At 39.4% G+C, this 22,875-nt stretch carries 20 protein-coding genes; 6 read left to right on the forward strand and 14 right to left on the reverse strand.

Annotated elements, in window-relative coordinates:
* Positions 1 to 184: 184 nt before the first annotated feature.
* From HMPREF0766_RS07825 to HMPREF0766_RS07840, 4 genes are all read right to left on the reverse strand, one after another.
* Positions 185 to 973, reverse strand: coding sequence for an SDR family NAD(P)-dependent oxidoreductase (locus tag HMPREF0766_RS07825; RefSeq protein ID WP_002995391.1), 789 nt, complete (start codon positions 971 to 973; stop codon positions 185 to 187).
* A gap of 4 nt (positions 974 to 977) precedes the next feature.
* Positions 978 to 2,144 carry a mandelate racemase/muconate lactonizing enzyme family protein gene (locus HMPREF0766_RS07830; RefSeq protein WP_002995393.1) on the reverse strand — a complete coding sequence of 389 codons (1,167 nt, stop codon included), beginning with the start codon at positions 2,142 to 2,144 and terminating at the stop codon, positions 978 to 980.
* A gap of 105 nt (positions 2,145 to 2,249) precedes the next feature.
* Entirely contained in the window at positions 2,250 to 5,141 is a 2,892-nt protein-coding gene (locus tag HMPREF0766_RS07835; protein WP_002995396.1) for a glycoside hydrolase family 2 TIM barrel-domain containing protein, read from the reverse strand.
* A 4-nt stretch (positions 5,142 to 5,145) separates the two neighbouring features.
* Positions 5,146 to 5,859 carry an RraA family protein gene (locus HMPREF0766_RS07840; protein ID WP_002995399.1) on the reverse strand — a complete coding sequence of 238 codons (714 nt, stop codon included), beginning with the start codon at positions 5,857 to 5,859 and terminating at the stop codon, positions 5,146 to 5,148.
* 250 nt (positions 5,860 to 6,109) lie between these two features.
* Here HMPREF0766_RS07840 and HMPREF0766_RS07845 point away from each other — a divergent pair, with 250 nt between their 5' ends.
* Positions 6,110 to 6,976, forward strand: a complete 867-nt coding sequence (locus HMPREF0766_RS07845; protein WP_002995402.1) for an AraC family transcriptional regulator — start codon at positions 6,110 to 6,112, stop codon at positions 6,974 to 6,976.
* Positions 6,977 to 7,056: 80 nt separating this feature from the next.
* Here HMPREF0766_RS07845 and HMPREF0766_RS07850 read toward each other — a convergent pair whose 3' ends face one another.
* Positions 7,057 to 8,646: a M60 family metallopeptidase gene (locus HMPREF0766_RS07850; RefSeq protein ID WP_002995406.1), complete on the reverse strand. Its 1,590-nt coding sequence runs from the start codon at positions 8,644 to 8,646 to the stop codon at positions 7,057 to 7,059.
* 204 nt (positions 8,647 to 8,850) lie between these two features.
* Positions 8,851 to 11,175, reverse strand: a complete 2,325-nt coding sequence (locus HMPREF0766_RS07855) for a GH92 family glycosyl hydrolase (protein WP_002995407.1) — start codon at positions 11,173 to 11,175, stop codon at positions 8,851 to 8,853.
* Between the two features lie 346 nt (positions 11,176 to 11,521).
* On the opposite strand from HMPREF0766_RS07855, the gene HMPREF0766_RS07860 reads away from it, so the two are divergent.
* Both HMPREF0766_RS07860 and HMPREF0766_RS07865 read left to right on the forward strand, forming a co-directional pair.
* Positions 11,522 to 12,826: a glucosidase family protein gene (locus HMPREF0766_RS07860; RefSeq protein WP_037459735.1), complete on the forward strand. Its 1,305-nt coding sequence runs from the start codon at positions 11,522 to 11,524 to the stop codon at positions 12,824 to 12,826.
* A 160-nt stretch (positions 12,827 to 12,986) separates the two neighbouring features.
* Positions 12,987 to 13,349 (forward strand): DUF4180 domain-containing protein, encoded by a 363-nt coding sequence (locus tag HMPREF0766_RS07865; protein WP_002995411.1) that lies wholly within the window; start codon positions 12,987 to 12,989, stop codon positions 13,347 to 13,349.
* A 23-nt stretch (positions 13,350 to 13,372) separates the two neighbouring features.
* Here the strand turns inward: HMPREF0766_RS07865 and HMPREF0766_RS07870 are convergent, their stop codons facing one another.
* From HMPREF0766_RS07870 to HMPREF0766_RS07880, 3 genes are all read right to left on the reverse strand, one after another.
* Positions 13,373 to 13,858: a hypothetical protein gene (locus tag HMPREF0766_RS07870; RefSeq protein WP_002995413.1), complete on the reverse strand. Its 486-nt coding sequence runs from the start codon at positions 13,856 to 13,858 to the stop codon at positions 13,373 to 13,375.
* A gap of 97 nt (positions 13,859 to 13,955) precedes the next feature.
* The gene (locus tag HMPREF0766_RS07875; RefSeq protein WP_002995415.1) at positions 13,956 to 14,681 is read right to left on the reverse strand and encodes a LytR/AlgR family response regulator transcription factor; all 726 of its coding nucleotides are present in this window, start codon (positions 14,679 to 14,681) and stop codon (positions 13,956 to 13,958) included.
* Positions 14,678 to 15,748, reverse strand: a complete 1,071-nt coding sequence (locus HMPREF0766_RS07880; protein ID WP_037459737.1) for a sensor histidine kinase — start codon at positions 15,746 to 15,748, stop codon at positions 14,678 to 14,680. Before HMPREF0766_RS07880 ends, HMPREF0766_RS07875 begins: the two co-directional genes overlap by 4 nt.
* Before the next feature lie 211 nt (positions 15,749 to 15,959).
* Between HMPREF0766_RS07880 and HMPREF0766_RS07885 the strand changes: the two genes are divergently transcribed.
* Together HMPREF0766_RS07885 and HMPREF0766_RS07890 are read left to right on the forward strand one after the other, a co-directional pair.
* Positions 15,960 to 16,967 (forward strand): DUF6268 family outer membrane beta-barrel protein, encoded by a 1,008-nt coding sequence (locus HMPREF0766_RS07885; protein ID WP_236590503.1) that lies wholly within the window; start codon positions 15,960 to 15,962, stop codon positions 16,965 to 16,967.
* 29 nt (positions 16,968 to 16,996) lie between these two features.
* Positions 16,997 to 17,212 (forward strand): hypothetical protein, encoded by a 216-nt coding sequence (locus tag HMPREF0766_RS07890; RefSeq protein ID WP_002995422.1) that lies wholly within the window; start codon positions 16,997 to 16,999, stop codon positions 17,210 to 17,212.
* Between the two features lie 37 nt (positions 17,213 to 17,249).
* On the opposite strand, the gene HMPREF0766_RS07895 is transcribed toward HMPREF0766_RS07890, so the two are convergent.
* Complete coding sequence (locus HMPREF0766_RS07895) at positions 17,250 to 17,630, reverse strand: hypothetical protein (protein WP_002995424.1); 381 nt, start codon at positions 17,628 to 17,630, stop codon at positions 17,250 to 17,252.
* A gap of 193 nt (positions 17,631 to 17,823) precedes the next feature.
* Here HMPREF0766_RS07895 and HMPREF0766_RS07900 point away from each other — a divergent pair, with 193 nt between their 5' ends.
* On the forward strand, positions 17,824 to 18,690 hold the full coding sequence (locus HMPREF0766_RS07900; protein ID WP_236590502.1) for a hypothetical protein: 867 nt from the start codon (positions 17,824 to 17,826) through the stop codon (positions 18,688 to 18,690).
* An 86-nt stretch (positions 18,691 to 18,776) separates the two neighbouring features.
* On the opposite strand, the gene HMPREF0766_RS07905 is transcribed toward HMPREF0766_RS07900, so the two are convergent.
* From HMPREF0766_RS07905 to HMPREF0766_RS22705, 4 genes are all read right to left on the reverse strand, one after another.
* On the reverse strand, positions 18,777 to 20,819 hold the full coding sequence (locus HMPREF0766_RS07905; RefSeq protein ID WP_002995428.1) for a heavy metal translocating P-type ATPase: 2,043 nt from the start codon (positions 20,817 to 20,819) through the stop codon (positions 18,777 to 18,779).
* A gap of 75 nt (positions 20,820 to 20,894) precedes the next feature.
* Positions 20,895 to 21,317 (reverse strand): Fur family transcriptional regulator, encoded by a 423-nt coding sequence (locus tag HMPREF0766_RS07910; RefSeq protein ID WP_037460019.1) that lies wholly within the window; start codon positions 21,315 to 21,317, stop codon positions 20,895 to 20,897.
* A 16-nt stretch (positions 21,318 to 21,333) separates the two neighbouring features.
* On the reverse strand, positions 21,334 to 22,065 hold the full coding sequence (locus HMPREF0766_RS07915) for a methyltransferase family protein (protein ID WP_002995432.1): 732 nt from the start codon (positions 22,063 to 22,065) through the stop codon (positions 21,334 to 21,336).
* 235 nt (positions 22,066 to 22,300) lie between these two features.
* Positions 22,301 to 22,726, reverse strand: a complete 426-nt coding sequence (locus HMPREF0766_RS22705) for a DUF6660 family protein (protein ID WP_428834890.1) — start codon at positions 22,724 to 22,726, stop codon at positions 22,301 to 22,303.
* Between the last annotated feature and the right edge of the window lie 149 nt (positions 22,727 to 22,875).

Consider the following 22,875-nt stretch of genomic DNA (forward strand, 5'->3'; position numbering starts at 1 on the left):
ATATACAGCTGTACTTCATTAAAAAACATAAAGCATGTATAGCTGTGTACAGTTGTAAAATTAGGTAGAGTTTGGGAGGACCACTACAACTAAAATGACCGGTAGTGACACTATTTTAACGATGTGAATTACATTTTTGCTGTCTTGTTTACACTGACGGGTTATAAGCTATGCTTATAGCGTTTCAATCCTGCATTAATGCACTTCTGCCACCGTCAATCAGGTAGGTTGTACCATTTGCAAAAGCTGCGTATTCACTGCATAAAAACACGCACCATGCTCCTATCTGTTCAGGTGTGCCCAGACGCTTGACAGGGTGCAGAGCGATCGTATCCATTCTTACCTTTTGGCTGTCTTCAAATGAATCAAACCACAGTTGATTTCCGGGTGTATCGATAAATCCCGGAGCTATCCCAACTGTACGAATGGATGGTGCCCATTCTATTGCCATTGCCCTGACCATAGCCAGGAGTGCAGCTTTTGACACATTGTAAGGAAAACAACCCTGCATAGAACTATAAGCATGATTAGAGGACAATATAATGATGACTCCATGTCCCGACTCCTGCAGCATAGGTCTCATTGCTTTACCAAGTAACCAGTGGGATTCCAGATTTAATTTTTGATTGGTATTCCAGGTTTCCTGATCACAACCGGATATGGTAGTAAATATGTTTTTGCCGGCATTGGAGATCAGTATATCTAACCGCCCGTATTGGTTTCTGATATCTTGTTCTAATTGTTTTATTTCGAGATGATTCGTTACATCAGTCTGATAATAATGTACATCGTTGCTATACAGATGCAGTTCTTCATAAAATGTCTGAACCTGTTCATTATTTAAAGAAAGATCAGCACAAACAATGACTTTTGCACCTGCTTTTGCAAACTGTATGGCTGCGCCTAATCCTATTCCTGAAATTCCACCTGTAATCAGGACATTCTTTTCTTTTAAATCTAATGTAAGTGCCATGTGTCTAAACGTAAAATCCGGGTCTGGGCTCCAGAATACCGGGATGTTTCTGCATTTCTTCCTCTATGAGATCAACTCCAAGTCCCGGGCGCTCACTGAGTGTCAATACACCGTTGTTTATCATATCTGCTATAGGCTGATCGATAACCTCATCCCGCCAGGGAACATCATTAAACATAAATTCCTGCCTGAAAAAGTTTGGTATTGCGGCACATACATGTGCACTTGCGAGAGTTGACAGCGGACCATTGGGATTGTGAGGGGCCAGCAATACATTATATGCTTCCATCATCGTAGCCATACGTTTCATCTCTGAAGGGCCTCCGCAACGTGTAATATCGGGCATCATAATATCACAAACATTCTTTTCGAGTACCGGCCGAATGCCGTGTCTGGTATAGTGGCGCTCTCCAACACATATAGAAACGCCGGAAGGGATTCGTTCACGCATAGCTCTCAATGTATCAGCACTTTCGGGACCAGCCGGTTCTTCATACCAGGTAATATCCAGCGTAGACAGGCGTTCGGCCATTTTTACTGCCACCCGAAAGTTGAGCATAGCATGTGTTTCGATCATAATATCAACATCCGGTCCGACAGCTTCACGAACAGCTTTACTGACCTCGAATGCAAGTTCCTGCTGCTCAGATGTCAGTGTCAGATTGGACGAAAGATCCTCTCCGTATAAATAATTAGTATGCGCAAACGGATCAAACTTTAGTCCGGTAAAACCAGCTTCTTTTACTTTCAGAGCCTGAGCAGCATAGTCCGCCTTATTATGCCCGCCACCTGTAAACCAATAGTTAGCATACAACAGGATATCCTTCCTGAAAGCACCTCCTAAAAGTTCATAACAGGGTACACCCAGGACTTTAGCTTTTAAATCCAGTAATGCCATATCTATTCCGCTGATGGCACACATGCTGGCACCATAAGGTCCGATCCAGTTCAGATCACGATACAATTTGGTCCATATAAAATCGGTTCGCATCGGATCCAGCCCGATGATCCGTTGCCCTGCGTGCTTTGCTGCTTCAAAAACAATGGGACTGCCGGGCCAGTTGGTTGCCTCTCCCACGCCTGTATGCCCGGTGTCTGTATATATCTTCAGCAATGTCCAGTTGTATTTTACACCTTCAACCAACCAGACTTTAACATCTACTATCTTCATTAAAAAAGGTTTATACGTATATTTTTCATCTGTTCTAAACACCTGATAGACAGATAGGAAGATCTCCCGTGTCCGGATTTCTCCATCGTAGTAATTTACATTTTTCTAATCAATTTTCAGCAAGAGCGATCCTTTAATTTTATCTCCTTTCCGGAGTGTAAGACGATCGTTACTGTGGGGACTTCCGTAAAAAGGTTCTGATCCGTTATTTGTATAATCTGCGATCAGCCACTGAATATGTTCGTCTTGTTTCCAGCTTCGGGATGCTTGCCTGCCATTGGAAATCACTTTTACTTTGCTTTGTGTATGCCGTTTCAGTTCTGCAGAGATGATATTGGCTTTTGTAGACCTGAAATCATTGGATCCCAATGTATTTGCATCATCTTTCCAGTCTGCTGCCAAGGGTTTTCCGTACGCTTCAGCTTCATATACGTTATTTGCATTAAGCTTAGCAAATCCTTTATTCCGCCCGATATGGTTTTGCGGATAATAACTGAAGGGACCTTCTCTGTGCCAGGTGAGCTCATCAAAAGTGAGGGGCAGTTCCATCATCAGTCCATACTGATAAACCGGGATATCACTTTTTAGATACTCCATTTCATACCTCACTTTCAGAAGACCATCTTTAGTAAAGATAAATTGTTGTTTTCCCTCTCCCTGCTGATAGGAAAGATCAAGATTGACAAGAATACTATCTTTCATGTTTTCTACAGATACATTTTTTGCAAACAATGTATATAACGGGTAGTGTTTGAGCGGATAAATATTATTCTGATAAGTCTCTCCAGCCACATTAGGTTTGCCCCCGTCTTCCGTATTTGCAGCTATAATAGCTAATGAAGGTCCTTTAGTAAGAATCAGTTCCTTGTTTTTCCGGACTCTAGTGATCACTCCGTATGTCTTGCTGATGCTGTAATCTATATCGCCTTGTGTAATATAGATAAATGCTGAATCTTCTTTTAAAGACAAGGGTTTGTATGCGTATACTTCCTTAACAGGCTTCTTGTCTGTGAATAGCTCATGCTCAATTTCAAATCCTCTGGGATCTGTAAAAATAATCTCAACAGTATCTGCATTATTTGCTTGTGGAATAAGGATATCGCCTGTTTCATGTGGTTTTATTGTTGAAGTCAGCTGAATTTCTTTTCCGTCAACCAATGCCACTATCTTAACATCTTCTAGAGAGCGGAAATCATAGCGATTCTGGATGGTGCATATTATTCCGTCTTTTGTTCGTTTTATATTGCTGACCCGGATTGGCGAGTATGCTTTCTTTATGCCATAGTACTCCGGTTTTGTTCTTCTCCAGCCATCTAAAGGTCCCCATGGTCCGTACCCGACAATTCTTCCATCGGGAAGATGAAAGGTATCATCAATTCCACTCCATACGGCTCCGCCGAGATTTGCCTTATGCACATATATGGAATCAAAAAAACTTAGCATGGGTGCATTAAACAGATCTCTTATCCCAGGATCTGTCAGCAGTTCCCTTCTGTTGTACGTAGATAAGTGTGCATACTCTCCGAAAAGTGTGGGGCGTGAGGCTGTATCTGTGATGGCGGGTCCGTTGATTCCGGGATAATGATAATTGGCTATATCCGCCTTGCTGCCTGCATTATTGAACCCTCCCCATGTCTGATCATGAAAACCGGTTAGCCTGCTTTTGTCCAATATTTTAACGGTTCTGTTCACTTCCTCCCATAATTTGCTCCATCGGGATTCATTGCCTAATGACCAGAGAATAACAGAAGGATGCTTTTTATTCGTCATGACATTTTCTCTGTTAGCCTGTATCATCAGCGGTAAAAACTTAGGATCCTGGTAATCCCAATGTTGCCAGATCGGAGAGGCATGGTGCTGAATCCAGTTTAAAGCGGATTCACTTTCCACGTACAGGCCTAATTCGTCAGCTGCCTGCAGAAACTCTTCAGAAGGTGGATAATGTGAGGTGCGTATATAGTTGAGGTTCGCTGCTAGAAACAGCGCTGCATCTTTGCGGTCGAGCTCCGGATCAGATGCTCTGCCGAGTAAGGGATGGATGGAATGGCGGTTTACTCCTTTTAGTTTAATGGGTTTGCCATTGATCAGCAATTGATTCCCCGCTACTTTTATTTCTCTGAAACCTACTTTCTGAACATTGCGCTGGATCATATGACGATCGTTCATCAGTTCTGTAGTCAACTCGTACAGATAGGGCGTTTCTGCAGTCCAGTGATTGGGTTTGTCTACAGCTATGCGTATATCAAGCTGTTTTGATTCCAGGGCTTTAAGAGATTTTTCTGAAATATTCTTTTCGAACACAACTTTCCCGTCTTTGTCTTTCAGTGTGTACCTTAATCCTGCGTATTGTGCAGATCGGGTATGATTAACAATCTGGGTACTCAGGTCCAGTTTAGCGTGTTTGTATTGATTGTCGAAAGTACTGTTTACATTGAGATCGGCAATATAAACTTGCGGAAGGGCAAATAAGGTCACTTTGCGCAATATACCGCCGACCGTATGGGCAGCATACTGAGATACACAGCCTAATATGTCACTGATCGTATTCGCCCGTACTTCCACTGTAAGTATATTCTTGCCGGGTCTTATAGCTGAAGTCAGATCCATATGGAAGGCTACAAATCCTCCCTCGTGCTCTCCTATCATGATACCATTTACCTTGACTATAGCATGCGAACTCACGGCATCAAAGCGGACTACCACACGTTTATCCACCCATGAGGCAGGAAGTGTGAATTCTTTGTCATAGATGGCCTTTTCTCCGGGTGCTACATGATATCCCTGCATTTCCCATTCGCCGGGAACATTGATCGCTGCTGTTGCCGATTGGTCTGTACGGAAATTCCATATACCGTTCAGTGATAGACTGGCCTCGTCTGTACCTTGCACTGAAACCGGTACAGGAGGTAAATATGTTAAAGGAAGATGCCGTTGTGCCTGTGCTGACGAAAGGAAAGCACATAGCACTATCCAGATGGCTATTTTTTTTATTTTCATAGGTTTACATAATTCCGTATTTCTCAAAAGCCTCTTTTGCAGTCATTCCTTCTGTTATTTTCTGAAGGACAATCTTTTCACTTCTGGCTTTTTCAAATGCCCGGGTTAATATTTCCTTTTCCTTTGCTTTTGGCACTACGCAGACACCGTCTATATCTCCAAATAAAAGATCTCCGTCTTCAATCCGGACCTTATCTATGCAGATCGGTACTCTCCAGTCTATTACTTTTCCACGGGGCGCCTGATCCTGTGCATAGGCGCCCAAGGAGAAACAAGGAAAATTTAATGCTAATATACCATTTGTATCTCTGGAATACCCATTTAGAATTGCTCCGGCGGCATTTAATTGTATAGCACGGGCACTCATAATCTCGCCCCATACTGCATAATCCGGAGATGCTCCGCTGCAGATATAGATTTCATCTTCCCGCAGATCATCCAGAGCTTCCAGCATATAACCGAATGTGCTGGCTGATACAGGATTTCGGAATCCGGTTTCTCCCTGTGATGATACATCGGCTTCTAATACAGTCATAGCGCGCCCAACAATGATCATGTCGTTACGAAGAGCGCGGATACAGGGAGGTAAGAACTGATGATATAGCCCAATCTGATCCATAACATCGCCTACTACTGCCGTAAAGAGTTCGGTTCGCATCCGCTTAAACAATTCTTTATCTGTTTTCCATGTCAATTCTGAGGGATCATATATCTTCATCGGATTGTTTTTTTGTATTGAATTTACCCTTACAAAACCTGATTGTATACCGTAATTAGCGGTTCAGATTTGTGCTGGATGAGTTCTTTCAAAGGTAGAAGGTGGCTAAATAGTAAACTAAAACCGGATACACATAAAATAAAACTTTTTACTCCTTTATATAGTTTTGTTACATCAAAAAAGATCATTATTGTTTCACTAAGGACGCAATTTCATATATTTGATTATCATTTACAAACGATAATCAATTATGAAAGCGCAATTCATTGAATTGTCACCGCCCAGTGAAAAAACCATTCATATCAAACTTGTAGACCAGAACTTTTTGAGTAATCCCCTACACTTTCATGAGCTATGTGAGTTGGTACTGATCTTAGAAAGTTACGGCAAGCGTATAGTAGGAAATCATGTGGCTTCTTTTGAAGCTGGTGATATGGTATTGATGGGGCCGAATGTCCCCCATATCTGGCGAAATGATGATGTATTTCTCAATCCTTTACATGAAGAACGTGCAAAAGCTATTGTGATTTATTTTCCGGCAGATTTTCTGCTGACACTGACTGACGATCAATCTACCATCTATTCCATGCAGCATTTTATAAAAAAAGCACAGCGCGGATTGCGGTTCTACGGCAAAGTATTAGAAAAAGCCAGTCACCAAATCAAATCTCTTGTACATAAACAGAGTTTTTCGAGAATAACAGGTTTTTTGAATCTGATTGAACTCCTGTATCAAACCCATGAGTGTGAAAATCTGGCCTCTATAGGTTACAAACCTACATTTGGAGAGCAGGACACCAACAGGATCAACAATGTATATATCTATGTGATGCAAAATTTTAGAGAAGAGGTCTCCCTGAGTATGGCTGCTGAAATAGTGAATATGACTCCTAATGCTTTTTGTCGCTTTTTTAAGAGGCATACTCAAAAATCCTTTTCCAAATTTGTCAATGAAATGAGAGTCGGACACGCCTGCAAATTACTGATGAACAGGCAGCTTTCCATTTCTGAAATCTGTTATCAAAGCGGGTATCAAAATCTTACAAATTTCAATAAGTTCTTTAAAATGATTATGCAGAAGAGTCCGAGAGAATACCGGAAAGATATGGATGTTTAATATAAAATGGGCGCTGAATTGTTTCAGCGCCCATTTTTATTTCAGTCAGGAAAACTGTCTATAAAAGCAGTCCGCTCTGATTAATCCTTCAATAAGGAAAGATCAGTCTTTGGTTTCGGAAGATTCATGTTACGTATTGCTGCTTTGCATTCGTCCACCATTGCCTGCGTCATTTCATAGCTATATTTACCATAATCATCCATCTCAAATTTGCCGACATAGAAAAATCCGTATCCGTCAAAGAATTCAGTTAAATCTACTTTACCAATTTCGCAAACCGTTTTTACAAAATTGAGCTGGTATACGGCCGGGTTTTGCCCTCTATCCATGAAATTACTTCTTCTGCTCCTTCTGTTTTTAGAGAGATCAACGGCTGCCTGCTGGCGGAAAGCCTCAAAAAGATCCGGATAAAAATCAGGATTTACACCTTGCCCGGCAAAATATAACTGCAATTGCCAGAAAGGCACAAGCCGGTTAAACACATCTCCGTCCTGAAGGTAACTTTTACCTTTTCCATACAGTTCGTTACGAACCTTTTCATAGTTATTTTGTTCAGAAATACGGCTTTTATTTCCAAATGAAGTAGTCACGTAGAGGGAAAAAATATTGTTACTCACTTCTCCTAGACCACCCCAGCTGAGGTATGGGCGCGTCTGATGCACATGTCCTACTTCATGACTGAATCCCCAGCAAGGATCTCCTTTTATTACGCTTGCAGGATCTACGACCATCGCCATGGCATACCCGGGTTTATCTCCCATATATGCCACTCCGTCTCCGTCACGGAACATATAATAGTTGTAATTGACACGGGAAAGGATCTTGTTTTCAGGCACTCTGTTGTGCTTTATCAATCCTAATATACGGTGCTGACGATAGACCAATGAATCATAATTACTGATCAGTTCCACACCTTTACCATACGCATACTTCTTAATTGCTTCCGTTGGATAAGCTATTTGTATGTGTTCCCCAACAGCATCCACTATAGGATAGACTGCATGATCGACCAGATTGTTCCAGTCCTGATCATTGTGTTTACTGATATCAAAATAGCCATTTACAGCTGCATTCAAAAAGTGAACCTGTATAGGCATTTGTTCTTTTGGCTTATCCGAAAAATAAGTGATGTATGCCAATCCTCCGAAATTTTTAATATCTACAAGGTTCACTCCATTACGCAGGTCAAATTCCTGTTTTTCTATTCCCCATCCTTTTGGATCTTTGGTCGGATCGATCCCCTGCGGAGCATGTCTGTCCCAGTTTGGAACAACTAATTTGATATGATTATCATGGGAAATTCCATCTACAAGGATGGTTTGTTTGCCAATTGGCAAATAAATGCCTGTGATATTCTGATATTTACTGTAGCCATCCCCTATGGACAATTGTTCGCCCAGTTCGGACGGAGATAAAATGGCATGATAGGATGCTAATCTGTAGTTTTTATCGTATTTGCCTGATTGCAGTTGTTCGGCCACCTGACGGATCTGCGGATCTGTGATTTTGGCAATATCGGCACTTTTAATTCCCTTTCTTAACTGAGTCGCCAAAGGGTCTGAAAAGATACTTAGCTCTTTATAGGTTTCTTTAAGTTTTGCAGCGGACTGAGCTTGTAGAGTGCCATAGCTACCCATTATGAGTAGCAACAGAGGTACTATTTTTTTCATAATTTATTGGAATAAGATATGTCCTAAAATAGAGCAATAAAACGTCTTAAGCCCTCAATGAAATGTAATATTCTGGCGATAAATTGCCTGCAAACGGCATAAAGTGCGTTTTCAAACCAACTCAATCGTTTGCTCAAAATAACAAGTTATATGATCTGCTCAGGTTACATCATCCCTAATCTGTATGATCCGCAGTCTTTAGCATTACCTTTTAAGATAAATATCCAGTTGACCGCCTTTGCGGAGATCTTCAAAGCGGAGCACAGGCTTCTTGAGTATTGTTCCGTTAAGGTTCATATTCTTAATATAAATTGCTTCCGGATTTTGTCCGTGAGTTGTAATTGTAAACGGTTTCTGACGTATTGCTTCAGGCAATTGTATCTTTATCTGATCAAACAACGGCGCCCCAATCTGAAATGAGGCATCAGGAGAAGTGAGGCCTTTAACATCAAACAGCCCCATCGCTGATAATACGTACCATGCACCTAATTGCCCCTGATCTTCATCCTGACCATAGCCGTATCCATGTATACCATCTGTTCCGTAAAACTCATTACAAATGGCTCTAACCCATTTTTGGCTCAGATCTGGTCTTCCTGCAAAATGAAATAGCCAGGAGATATGTAAGTTGGGCTGATTGCCGTGGTTATATAATCCTTCTATACCTGCAAAAGCATCGATATGAGTACCTCCTCCGAATATATTCTTGCGGGAGATAGTAAAAATACTGTCCAGTCGTTTATTAAATGTTTCTTTCCCCACAAGGGATACCAGTTCTTCAGGAGTGTGTGGTACATAGAATGTATATTGCCAGGCATTACCTTCCTGAAATCCTCTCCAGGATTCATAAGGATTGAATTTATCTATAAACTGTCCGTTAACGTCTTTAGGCCTTATAAACTTGGTTTTTGGGTCATACAGTTGCTTCCAGCCTTTGGATAATCTGTTCAGTGTCCGGTAATCTTCATTTTTTCCTAAGGACTTGGCAAACTGAGCGACGGCGTAAGCGGAGAAAGCATATTCCAGAGTATGTGAGGCTCCGAAGGGCGAACCTTGCACCATGAGTTCGGGGCTGTCTGATTTGTCTATGAGATATGGTGAATACCCCTGACGGACAAACACGCCTACATCCAATTTACCTGCGCCGGGTATACGTCCTTCGGATACAAGCTCATTTTTATGGGCTGCTTCATATGCCAGTTCTACATCATAATCCCGTATACCGATATTGTAAGCTGCAGCGATGGCTAATCCTGTAAAGTTTGTTCCCACTCCGGATACGTATTTACTGTTTGCGATTCCGTCTCCGAGCCAGCCTGCATCTTTATAGACCAGTAGCTGACTCTGAATCCAGTCGTTGTAATATTCCGGATAAGCAATCGCCCACAATTGTGTCAGATTCCAGAAAGCTCCCCATATCGCATCCGTATTGTAATGATGATGGACAGGATCACCGTTATTACGAAGTGCTATCTGACCGATTCCACCGTCATTGCGGGGATAGGCGCCGTTTATATCACTGGCCAGCCCCCTGCCCAACAAGGCATGGTAGAGGCCGGTATAAAATTTAATACGATCAGATTCTTTACCTCCGCTTACTGTAATACGTGACAATGCTGTATTCCATTTTTCCAAAGCCTGCTCTTTGGCTTGATCAAAATACAGATCCTTAGCCTCTTTTATCAGATTTAATCTGGCATTTTCAATCGATGTATAAGAAAGCCCGGTTTTAATACCGATAGTCTCCCCTTCCCTTGTATGGAACACCAGATAGAGTCCTGCTCCTTTTCCACGTTTTTCTTTTTCTCCTGCATATGTTGTACTGTCTGTAAATGTACCGTAGGCAACAGGCGTCTTATCTATTTCTGCATAGAAATACATAGTCACTGTGGCCGATTCCTGATACTTCTTTACATATACCGGTTTCGTCACTACGTAGCCTGAGATATGGTTGTCTTTATAACTTACCTGAGCGTCCAGTACAGGTCCACTCTCTCCCATTTTGTGACCGATGTCAAAGATAATATTGGCCGAATCTGTTTTCGGAAAAGTATACTGATGGAATCCCACACGTGCTGTGGCCGTTAATTCTGCTTTAATGCCATAATCTTTTAGTCCGACCTGATAATAACCGGCAGTAGCGAATTCATCTTTTTTGTCAAATGCGGATCTGTAACCCGAATGCGGATCTTCCAATACTCCGGGATATGTCTTTACCTTTCCTACAGTCGGTGCAAATACAACCCCTCCTATCTGAAATTCATGAAAATTGGAAAAACCCGCAATAGAATGATGCCTGTCATCGTAGCCCACGGCTTCCCATCCGGAAGCATTACCATAACTGCCATTTGTACTCGGAGCTAATTTGGCCATCCCAAAGGGTAAAGCTGCGGGTGTGTAAAAGAAATAGCGGCTATGTGCTGTACCGATATTTGGATTTACATAACGTACAGGCTTTTCGGCATTTTGTCCGGGTACTTTAATAACAAAGGTGCAGACTGACAATATGGTGAGAAGTATATATTTCATATGTATATAATTTGATTTTCAATGGTCATATGGAATATCCAAAGTATATTCGTTCGTGTTGGTGCAGTCTGTACTACATGGATATTTCATAATTTATAATTTCAGATCTGTATATCCGGTATCATTTATTCTTAGCAAATAAAATCAATAAATGTATATACATATAAGAGCAAATATATTTTATAATTCCGAATAATAAAAATATTATATTTTTATCTTTTTAGCTAACGTTGTTTTAAAACCTAATTAATTTGATCTATCCATACTTTTATTACAAATCATCACTTGCTTATTTTACAATTATGTGTATTATTGCATGTATATACATATAACCCTTTATATAATTATGAATAATATGTTCTATTGGCTTTGCGGCTTGTTATTTTTGACTGGCTGCCATTCCAGCAAACGCTTAGAAAATCAAAAACTGTCGTCAGCTATCCTGACTGATACCTCACTGACACATGTAGACAATTTAGCCCGGTCTGTTATAAAAGAAGGATTTAATGCCGGAAGTGGTTACTCTCAGATATGGGCAAGAGATCTCAATACTTTTATTGAAACAGCTTTGGAAGAACGTTCTAAAGAAGATGTCAGAGGAGCTATATTACTATTCTTTGCTCTTCAGCAACCAAACGATGAGATGGTGGACGGATATGTGCTGAAGAAGGATTTTACATGGAATGATGATACACCTTATTATGCAGCAGCAGCTCCGGATCATGTAGGTTTTAAGAATACAGTGGAAACGGATCAGGAAACTTCTCTGATACAGCTGGTCTGTAAATACATCCGTAAAATAGGTGACTATGCCATTCTGGAGGAAAAAGTGGCAGGAACGACCGTGCTGGCACGTATGAATAAAATGATTGATTACCTGATGCGAGAGCGTTACAATAAACAATACGGACTGTTATATGGAGCTATGACTGCAGACTGGGGGGATGTGCAGCCACATGACGACTTTGGATGCGACTGGAACGAGCTTTCCAATGAAGCTATAGATGTATATGATAACGCTATGCTTATTATAGCTTTAAAAGACTTATGTAGTGTGGCCCCTCATGCTCCGGAGGTACAGCAATGGAAAAAGCTGCAAAAATCTATTCATAATAATATCCGAAAATATCTTTGGGATACAAAAAATCAAAAATTTATCCCTCATATCTATCCCGGAAAATCACCTCTGCCAGATGGATTTGATGAAAACAAGATTCATTATCACGGTGGCACTGCTATAGCTATAGAAGCCGGAGTACTCTCTAAAAAAGAAATAGCTGTTGTCAATAAGCAAATGGTTGAAAATGTACGTTTATCAGGGATGCCGAGTATAGGACTTACATTATATCCGACTTATCCTGAAGGATTTTTCAGAGGAGGTATGTCTACAGCCTTTGTATATCAGAATGGTGGTGACTGGACATGGTTTGGAGGAAGAATGATCCAGCAACTCATCGCAAACGGATTTGCGCATGAAGCATACACAGAAGTTCGCCCAATGCTTGAACGTGTTATCCGCACTCAGGGATTTTACGAATGGTACGGAAAGGGAAATATTCCAAGCGGATCCGGAAAATTTAAAGGTTCGGCGGGCGTGTTGAGTAAAGCGATAAGCCAGTTTAAAACCTGGGCTGAAGCACAACAGAAATAATCAGCGTATAGTTAGGTGTGAAATCATCTTATTTGTAATGAACAGGATGATTTTTAATTTAATATTCTCCTGAGAACAATTATTTCAGGAAGATGGTTATCTTTGTTTTAGCCCTGATTTCCACCTATATGTCCGGAAATAGGACAAATTATTATTAAATATGAATATAGATTTTATAACGATCAACGAAATCCGAATAGCAGAACTGCAATCTGATACTATAGAAATAAATAATGCGCAGGATGCTTTAGAACTTATTATGAATTGTAAGTATCAGGATGCGGACAGCGTTATAATAACTGCCGCACATGTACATCCGGATTTTTTTGATCTGAAAACGGGCATTGCCGGCGATATTCTTCAGAAATTCTCTACTTATAGTGGTCGTATGGCGATAGTAGGTGATTTTTCGATTTATTCAAGCAATAGTCTGCGGGATTTTATATATGAAAGCAATAAAACAGGTCGCATCAACTTTGTAAAAACAAAAGAAGAAGCGATATCTGCATTGAGCAGATCATAAGGCCGCAATCATCTGCACAGGTCTCAGAATCCTATGTTCATATGCCGGAGGGACAGCAGGCCACCGAGGCCTATTGATACATAGGGATATCCTTTTTCCAGAGGCATCAAAAAGTCATATCCTGCTTTGAAATTAAAGATACCATTCAGTTCAAAGTATAAATGAGGAGACAGTCTGACCTGATTTTGGAAGTTCTTATTCAGATCGAAAAGATATCCGGCGCTCAGTTGCAGGGACAGGATATTGCTTTTACGTTTGTCATCTATAATATAATATCCTCCTGTCAGCTGAGGAGTTATGCCTGAAGGGGCCAACACGTTTTTAGTGGTGTAATCCAGACCTGCCATATACTCGTAAGGCTTATTTTTATCCATCAGAAATGGAATATTGATTGTAGTCTGGAACATACTTCTCTCTTCATACTTATATCCGATATTGATAATCTGAGCACCGGCACCAGGGATACATGAGAACAGAGACAGGAATATTACAATATATAATCTGGACATAAAGTCGATTTTTAATGCATTAATATCTACGAAATTAAAGTATAATTTAATAGAATTATATCGCTGAAATCAGTGAAAACATTGTGCAAAGACAGACTCATTTATGTGAGTTGAGAGGTCCTCCCAAATACCTTTCGAAGAATTCTTTTTTATAAACCTCTCCCAGCGGAATTTCATTCTCATCCATATAAATGGTATGGTTATCAAAAGAATCTATAAAGTCTACATTGACTACATAAGATTTACTGACACGCTGAAAGCTCCTGGCCGGCAATTTCTGATGCATAATTTTCAGATTCATAGCTGTAATCAGTTTCTGGCTTTTAGTGTAAATAACCACATAATCCTTCAGTCCTTCTACAAACCGGATATCCTGAAAATAGATCTTGTAAAAACGTCTCTCGGATTTTATAAACAGAAAATCTTCTGTATTAGCTTCTACAGTATTTTTCACGGTTGCATCGGAAAGAAGATTTTTATAGCTGATAAACTTATGAATTGCCTTTTCCAGGCGTTTTTTTTCTATAGGCTTCAACAGATAATCCAATGCATCCAGTTCATAACTTTTCAGAGCGTACTGGGGATAAGCTGTCGTAAAGATAATAAGACACTGCCCCGAGATTTGTTTAGCAAAATCAATACCTGTAACGAACGGCATCTGAATATCCAGAAAAATAAGATCTGTATCGTGATCTTTTAAAAAAGAAAGTGCCTGACTGGCATTCGAAAATTTCCCTGAAATCACTATATCAGAAACCTCTGAAATCAGTGACTGCATTTCTTCTCTCGCAAGAGGTTCGTCATCTACTATAATGCAGTTCATACAGGTATACTTAAGTTAACAATGTATTCATGATCAGAAGAGTTGATATCCAGGTTGTACTGTTTATCGTACAACAGCAGTAAGCGTCTTTTGATGTTATTTAGTCCTAATCCGCTGTTCTTTTTGTCGGGGTTATGGTAATCTGCTGTTTTAGAATTTTTGCAGATAAACTGCAGTCTGCTGTTCTCTAATGTTATCTGTATCCGGATATATGCATCCGTATCTTCTACACTTACGTTATGCTTAACCGCATTCTCTACAAAGGTAGTGAAGAGATTGGGCGGTATAAAAATACTATTGAGTATCTTAGGATCTACATCATTCTGTATCGTAATGGAAAGGCTGTCCCTTCTGATCTTTTCCAGATTTACAAAGTTGGAAAGAAAGTTGATTTCGGAGACTAAAAGTGTTTTATCCTCATTATTTTCATACAACTGGTACCTTAGAAATTCAGACAATTTCATAATGACCACGGACGCGGCTTCCGGATTGCTACGTGTTAATGCTTTTATATTATTGAGAATATTAAACAGGAAATGTGGATTTATCTGGTTTTTCAGTTCGTTCAGCTCCATACTTAAAGTCAGGTTGCTCAGTGCTGCTATTCTTTCGTTATCTTTTACCCACCGCTGCATCAGTTTGATCAGCGTACTTATGAGAATAATGATAATAGATATGACTGCCCCATTGTAAAAGCGATGTATCTCGAACGTATCTTTAATATTTACATGCGGTTTTATATAATTAGTGAAGGTAAAAACCAAAGAAGTAAGACCTGTGACTACGAGTATAATCAGGCATAAAAAATATAATGGATACTCAGCTTTTAAAAAAAATGTGGGCACTAATATGTATATATTAATATAAAACATGATCGTGAATGTAATAAACACGGCTATCAATCCCGGATAATTAATATCATTATTTACAGCATCTATAAACGTGGAATAATAAAGGTGTAAAAAAAGAGTAATCAGAAGGGTAATATGGCGCCAGACCCTGTACCGTTTATCAACGATAAAATTAATAATCTGATTGTCTGTCATCTTTTGTGAACGGTACCTCATATGAGCTGTGTTGATTAAAATCAACTGAACAAAAATATAAACATATACCTGACAAGCTATATAAATTATACAAATACCTGAGTTTATTATACAAAACCGCACCTGAACGTCCATTTGGTATAAAAAAGAATCCGTTTCGTATAAAAACAGATTATCGCTTTGCTATATCTGCTTTTTTTGTGGACAGAATCAATCTTCATATTACTAAAACATGAACATCACTATTCGAATAGCATTGTCTTTATGTTCTATCATACCAATGAATACCGTGTTGGCTCAATCCGCAGACAGTGTTGCCAGAGAGGCACAAATCACAAAACTGACGCTTGCCTATGCTGCATTGAAATTCAAAGAGCTCAGGCCTTTTAATGCAGAGTATTCCTATCTGACTCCTTATAATTACTCAGCTCAGATCGCTGCTGAAAATCTTCCGGATAGAAAAATGACCAATTTTTCACAGGCAATGGTGGGCGTCAATCTAAATCTGATCAAAAAACAGAAGTGGGCATTAGGTACAACGCTCGGATACCGATACATCATGACGGAATCTGAACCCACCTATACCTCCGGGGCAGACAAATCTACACAAAGAAATGATTATCAGGCTCATTATACATCTGTAAATCTGGCATACTTTACGAGATTTTTCAACAAAATGACCATCTTTTCCTCCAGTGTAGCTGTTGATGGTAGTGAAAAAGACTTTGAAAGGGTCAGAGGTTTAATAACAGGAACAATGATATTAAAGGCAAACCGGCAAACAAGAATGGCTATCGGACTTCTTTGGAATATAGACCCCAGTGCTCTAATCCCTATTATTCCAACATTTTTGTATGAACATGAATTTGATAACGGATTCATTGCAGATATAAATCTGCCAAGAAATCTAATGCTCCGAAAACATGTTTTCCGTAAGGGAAGGGTTTCTATGGGCGCAGAATTGGATGGTAACTCTTTTTATCTCTATAACATAGATGGCACATCTCAAAAATACCAGTATAGCCAGATGGATATTAATTCCGGATTCGTCTATGAGCATCTACTTGGCAATTATTTTATTATAGCAGCGAAAACAGGCGTAAGAATAGTTCCAACAGCGCGTGTTTTTGAAAAGGAAAAATCATTTGAAGACTACATTTATAAAATAAAACCCGATCCTGCATTCTATTTTAATATAGGGTTGTCGTTTAATCCCTTTTCAAAAATCAAACGAAAATAGTAATTCTCTGTAATTTTAAAAAAACTGATATGATGATAAAAGTATATAAAACTGACGTTGAAAATTCTGACATGGCTTATTTTATTACCGAGCAACTTCTCAAAAGGTATCCCGGATTTGCTATTAACTTTGATCTCATGGACTGTGATAATGTCCTGCGCGTAGAAGGTCAGTCTTTTCAGAGAGATGATATCATTCTTTTCTTAAACAAAATTGGTTACAACTGTGAGGAAATGTGCTATTAAAAGCATATTTCATTCTCTGCCGGTATAGAAGGCTAAATCAAAGCTTTAGCTTTTTAACTTCAGGCATTTTAAATGACTCTCTGTTCAGAAAGACACTTAGTGTAAAGATAGCATCTTTCTGGCCACTGTTTTCAATACGAATATCATTCAGTGCCGCTTTCACCTCCGCAGTATCATGACTTGCAATTTGTCGTATAAATGTACCATCTGCATTTTTAACAATCAGATCATTATCTTCATATGAATTGTTGATAATCCGGAATCTGTATATCTTAGACTTTGAGGACTTCAGGACGGCTACTTCTCCGGATTTGACAGTCCAACTCTTTAATACTGATCCTTCAACAAATTTATACGTGCTGCAGGAAACCAGTGCCATAAAGCAAACGATTATTATACCGTTTATTATTCTATTCATCTCTAATCGGGTTATATCATAAAAATAGAAGATTAGCACAACTTTTTACAATATATACAATAATATTTTTCTTCACACCTTACGTTTATCAACTCGTTGCCTGCAAATATTAATCAGCATATCGCAATTATCATAAACAGTGATATCTTTAAAACTAAGTAACTGATGAACTGTTAATATTGAAAATTCGGAAATGATAAAATTAGTTGTTTTTACGCTGTCTTCTGCACTTGCTTTTGCATGCAGTTGTATGAATTTGCAAAAGTCCGGGACTTCTACCCTTTCCTCTCCAACGGGAGATACGGTAATCAATTTTTTAGATACCGCTTATCGTGATGTCATCATGATAGAAGATCATCATGTCGCGCATGAGGGAAATAATTATCTGATCGATATTCCACTGAAAGAGCATCAGGACACATTACATGTATTCTTCTTATCTGCCAGAGTGCCTGTAGATCTCTTTAAAAATTCGGCATCTTTTTTTCCTGATGTAAAGGAGTTTATTTTAATTGTTCCGGACTGGGAATTTTACCAGCGTGTCGCAGAGGATGCAACCAAAAACGGAATCGTTCTGGAACCGGCTACGACCAATGTGTATTACCATATCAAAAGAGTCGAAGACCAGATACTTGTAGATAGTATGCGTATATCCGGAAATGACCATCCTCAGCTTGATTTTACGAACCCTAAAGTACCTAAGGATCACTTTGTATCTTATCGCTCTGAACAGTACGGATCTGTCTGTTGTCCGAAAGATCCGCGTTGGGAAATTATAGAAGAAGACGGACCATTTATCAAAGATTTTGAGAACAGAAATAATGTACGTATCAAAGGTATATATCGCCAGAATAATGGAAAAGAAGGTGAGCATATCACCTACTATACTTTACCTGGTCTTTCACCTGAGCAAAGGCTAAAGTTTATTGTTGAAAAGAGATCGCAGTGGATTGTCAACAAGACAACTAAAACAACAGATTTTGCTCCTCAGGTATTTACCCCACAAGTGGTACCTTTTGTTAAAACAGGATTTAATAAAACGACACCTGTGACATTTTAATGCTATAATATTAATTTACTGTCCGGAAGATTTGTACCAGCTTCCGGACAGTAAAAACAGAAAAGAAAATTCGTTTTTATTGCGGTTTAGAACTTCATCTTCTGTATTCGGACGGCATTCAGAATAGCAATCAGAGAGACTCCTACATCTGCAAAAACTGCTTCCCACATGGTAGCCAGTCCTCCGGCTCCGAGAATCAATACGATTCCTTTCACTACAAATGCAAGCGTAATATTTTGCCAAACTACGCGTTTGGTTTGCTTCCCGATCCGGATAGCCATCGGAATTTTAGATGGTTGATCATCCTGGATCACCACATCTGCGGTCTCAATAGTAGCATCACTACCTAATCCGCCCATCGCTATACCGACGTCACTTAAGGCTACCACGGGAGCGTCATTCACACCATCTCCCACAAAAGCTACCCGTACATTTCCGGCCTTTATTTCCTTAAGTCTGCTTACTTTGTCTTCAGGTAATAAGTCTCCAAAAGCATTGTCGATCCCTAACTGTCCCGCTACATACTGTACCACAGAGCTCTTATCTCCACTGAGCATGGTTGCTTTTACATTAAAACTATGCAAGAGTCTGATCGTTTCTGCTGCATCCTCTTTAATACTGTCGGCAATGGTCATATATCCAACAAACTGACCATCATACGCAACCGCTATCAGTGTGTATACTATGGATGAGGGATCAACATCATAAGCGATATTAAACTTATCCATCAGCTTGAAATTGCCCACCAACAGCTCTTTCCCGTTGATCTGGGCTTTCAACCCATGTCCCGCTATTTCTTCTGTATTCTCCAAAATAAGCTTGCTGTCAATTTCTCCTACATATTGGTGTATGGCAGTAGCTACAGGGTGTGTGCTGTGGCTTTCCAGCGCATTTACCATTCCTAATATTTCGGTCTGGTTATATTCAGGCTTAAAGTTTACTTCCTGAACCTGAAAAACGCCCTCTGTCATTGTTCCGGTTTTATCCATTACCACATGTTGTATTTCTGCAAGGGCATCCAGAAAATTACTTCCCTTAAACAAGATACCATTTTTGCTGGCCGCGCCTATGCCTCCGAAGTAACCGAGCGGAATAGAAATAACCAATGCACACGGACAGGAAATAACCAGAAAAACCAATGCTCTGTACAGCCAGTCATTAAACTGATAGTTCTGCACAAAAAAGTACGGAACCAGACAGATGGCAATAGCTAATACAACAACTATAGGTGTATATATTTTTGCAAATTTGCGAATAAACAGTTCAGTCGGAGCCTTTTGTGCAGTTGCATTTTGTACCAATTCCAGTATTTTACTCAGCTTGCTGTCTGTATAAGCTGTAGTCACCTTTACCAGACTGACAGTATTCAGATTAATCATCCCGGCCAGTACAGTCTCTCCTTTAGTTTTTGTATCCGGCTTACTTTCACCAGTCAGGGCTGCCGTATTGAAGGAAGCTGCGTCAGATAAGAGCTCCCCATCTAATGCCAGTTTCTCTCCGGGTTTGAGTTGTATCACATCATTTATCTGAGCACCTTCTGCTTTGATTGTTTTTGCCTGATTATCAACCAGAATAGTGACTTCATCAGGACGCTGATCCAGCAATGCTTTGATATTACCTTTGGCTCTTGAGACCGCTAATGTCTGAAAAACTTCGCCTACAGCATAAAATAACATCACAGCTACTCCTTCAGGATATTCGGCAATAACAAATGCTCCAACAGTGGCTATGGTCATTAAAAAGAATTCTGAAAATACATCTCCTTTGCTGACACTTACTATAGCATCCCTGATAACAGGAAGTCCTACAGGTATATAAGCAATTACATACCATAGTGTCCTCAGCCATCCAGTAAACCAGCTCTGAGGCAGCCAGTTATCAAAGGTAATAGCCACCATCAGCAGCACAAAAGAAATAATTGCCGGCAGAAAGAGTCTGAAGACACTTCCTTCTACATTAGAATGGTCATGACCGTCATCATCACTATGTCCGCCATGATCATGATTATGGTCACTCTTTTTCCCTGTGCCGTCTATAAGATCCTTCGCTCCTGCTTTTTCATATATTTTCTCGGTGTATGTGCAACAATTCTCATTATTTTCCGGTTTATTTTTGTTGTTTGTTGTCATGATCTGATAGTTTTTTATTTTAATACTTAATCATTTATTCACTGGTACAAATCTAACCAGCTTTTATCTGCAATACTATTGCATACTTTTAGGCAAGCAATTTTCACATATGCCTTTGGCAAACAATCTTACTTCGTCTATTTGTACTGCAGCATCTGATGGTTGCTTAAAACTAATGTCCGTTCTGCAAGTTGTCTGCTTACATATCTTGCAATATAAATGCAGATGCCAGTCTCTGTGTGTCTGTTCACTGCAGTCGTCACTGCACAATCTGTATTTACTGGTGTTATTCTCTTGTATACTATGTACAATTCCTTTCTCTTCGAACGTCTTTAGTGTGCGATACAGCGTGATGCGATCTGCAGGATAAAAATAATTTTCAATTTCGGAAAGTGACAAAGCAACCTGCTGGGAAGCTAAGAAATCATACACCAATATGCGCATACTCGTTGGCTTTGTATTCTTATCCCTAAGTTTGTTTTCTATTTCGTTTTTCATAGTCATGCTTATTTTATCAGTTTTCATTTGAAAGACTCACTTTTAGCCACTTTAATATCAGATAGCTAACCATTGCAATCAGAAAACCTGTTATAAAAACCATATTGTAGTGTGTATGTTTGCGAATATATTCCTCAATAACATTAAAGAAACTAAATAACAGAAACAAAGCAAAAAAGCCATTCTTTTCTTTGAGCAGAACTTTAATGATATTGAATTTTATGTCGGGTTTGCTGAATTTATTAAAATTAGGAATGAACACAGGGACTCTTTTGGCCCATTCCCTGTATTGATCTCCGAATTTACGTTCGAGGAATTGTTCTTCGGCAAAAATGATCCGCTCATAGTACATCCAGTAAAGCAGGATAAAACTGATGACAAACCATACGTTCTCCGTGAGCAATGCAAGGCCAAGCCACATAAAGAAATTACCCAGATAAAGGGGATTTCTGACGACACTGTATATGCCGGTAGTATTTAGTGTATCGGCGACCTGCCCCTGAGCAGTATTACGTCCTGAGGTATTTTTAGGTGAATATCCTACTGTATAGGCTCTGATCAATAAGCCCGCAAGACTAATGAGTAAACAGAATGATTCAAAAACATAATCACATGCTGATAATGGACTTTGCTTTAATTTCATCTCTATAAAAATGATCAGTGCAAGCATCAGAATGCCAACTGGTAAAATACTTCTGTATCGGAACAACCAGTTACCCTGCTGTTCCATTTCTTCTTTTAATGCCATCTAATTTTTTTTATTGATACTGTACAGTGACAGTGTAAATAGATCTTATATGCTATTTAAAACATAGATACGATCGTTCTGCATTCATACAGGAACAATACGTAACAGGTCGCGTATAGCACAAGCTATTCTATTTTTGTTTTTCGGTAATATGTAATTGACTAACTGTGTTTTCAGCCTTTGTTCTGATAAATGCAGACAAAGGAGAATGAGAAAGCAGCTCCTGTATCAGGAACTAAGCTATTGGCTGAGGAGGCTGCCAGATACTTCCGGTATATGTGCAAACAACAGACGAATCTGTTATCACTACACTATCAGATATAAATTGGGAAAAAGGTTCTGAAATCCGCAGTATTTCAAAATGAAATACGGTCAAGGTAACACTGCAACAGCTACATTGACAAAATGGGGAACAGTAATCATCCTGATCCTGATTGTGATCATGAAGTAGCAGATCTTTAATATTTTGCCGGGAAGAAGATAAATCCTCACATTTATTTATGCCGTCACTGCACGGTACTACAGATAGCGCGACAAAATAAAAGGCCCATATGACTACCAGACACTTCATGATCGCGTAAATGTATAAAACTATTTCATACAATACTATTGCAAAGTGCAAATTTGTGAATCCGGTAAGAGCAAAATCCACTGTTATCATATAGTATTACATCATAAGTATATAGTATAGGTGAATTATTTTTGATTTTTTTTCAAAGATTTTGAAATTCTTTTTTAACTTGCATTAAGGCTCTTTAAAGTACATGTAATAATTTAACTTTACAGTGTCAAAGTATATTGAAGTGAATC

It is taken from the genome of Sphingobacterium spiritivorum ATCC 33861, from assembly GCF_000143765.1.
GTDB lineage: Bacteria > Bacteroidota > Bacteroidia > Sphingobacteriales > Sphingobacteriaceae > Sphingobacterium > Sphingobacterium spiritivorum.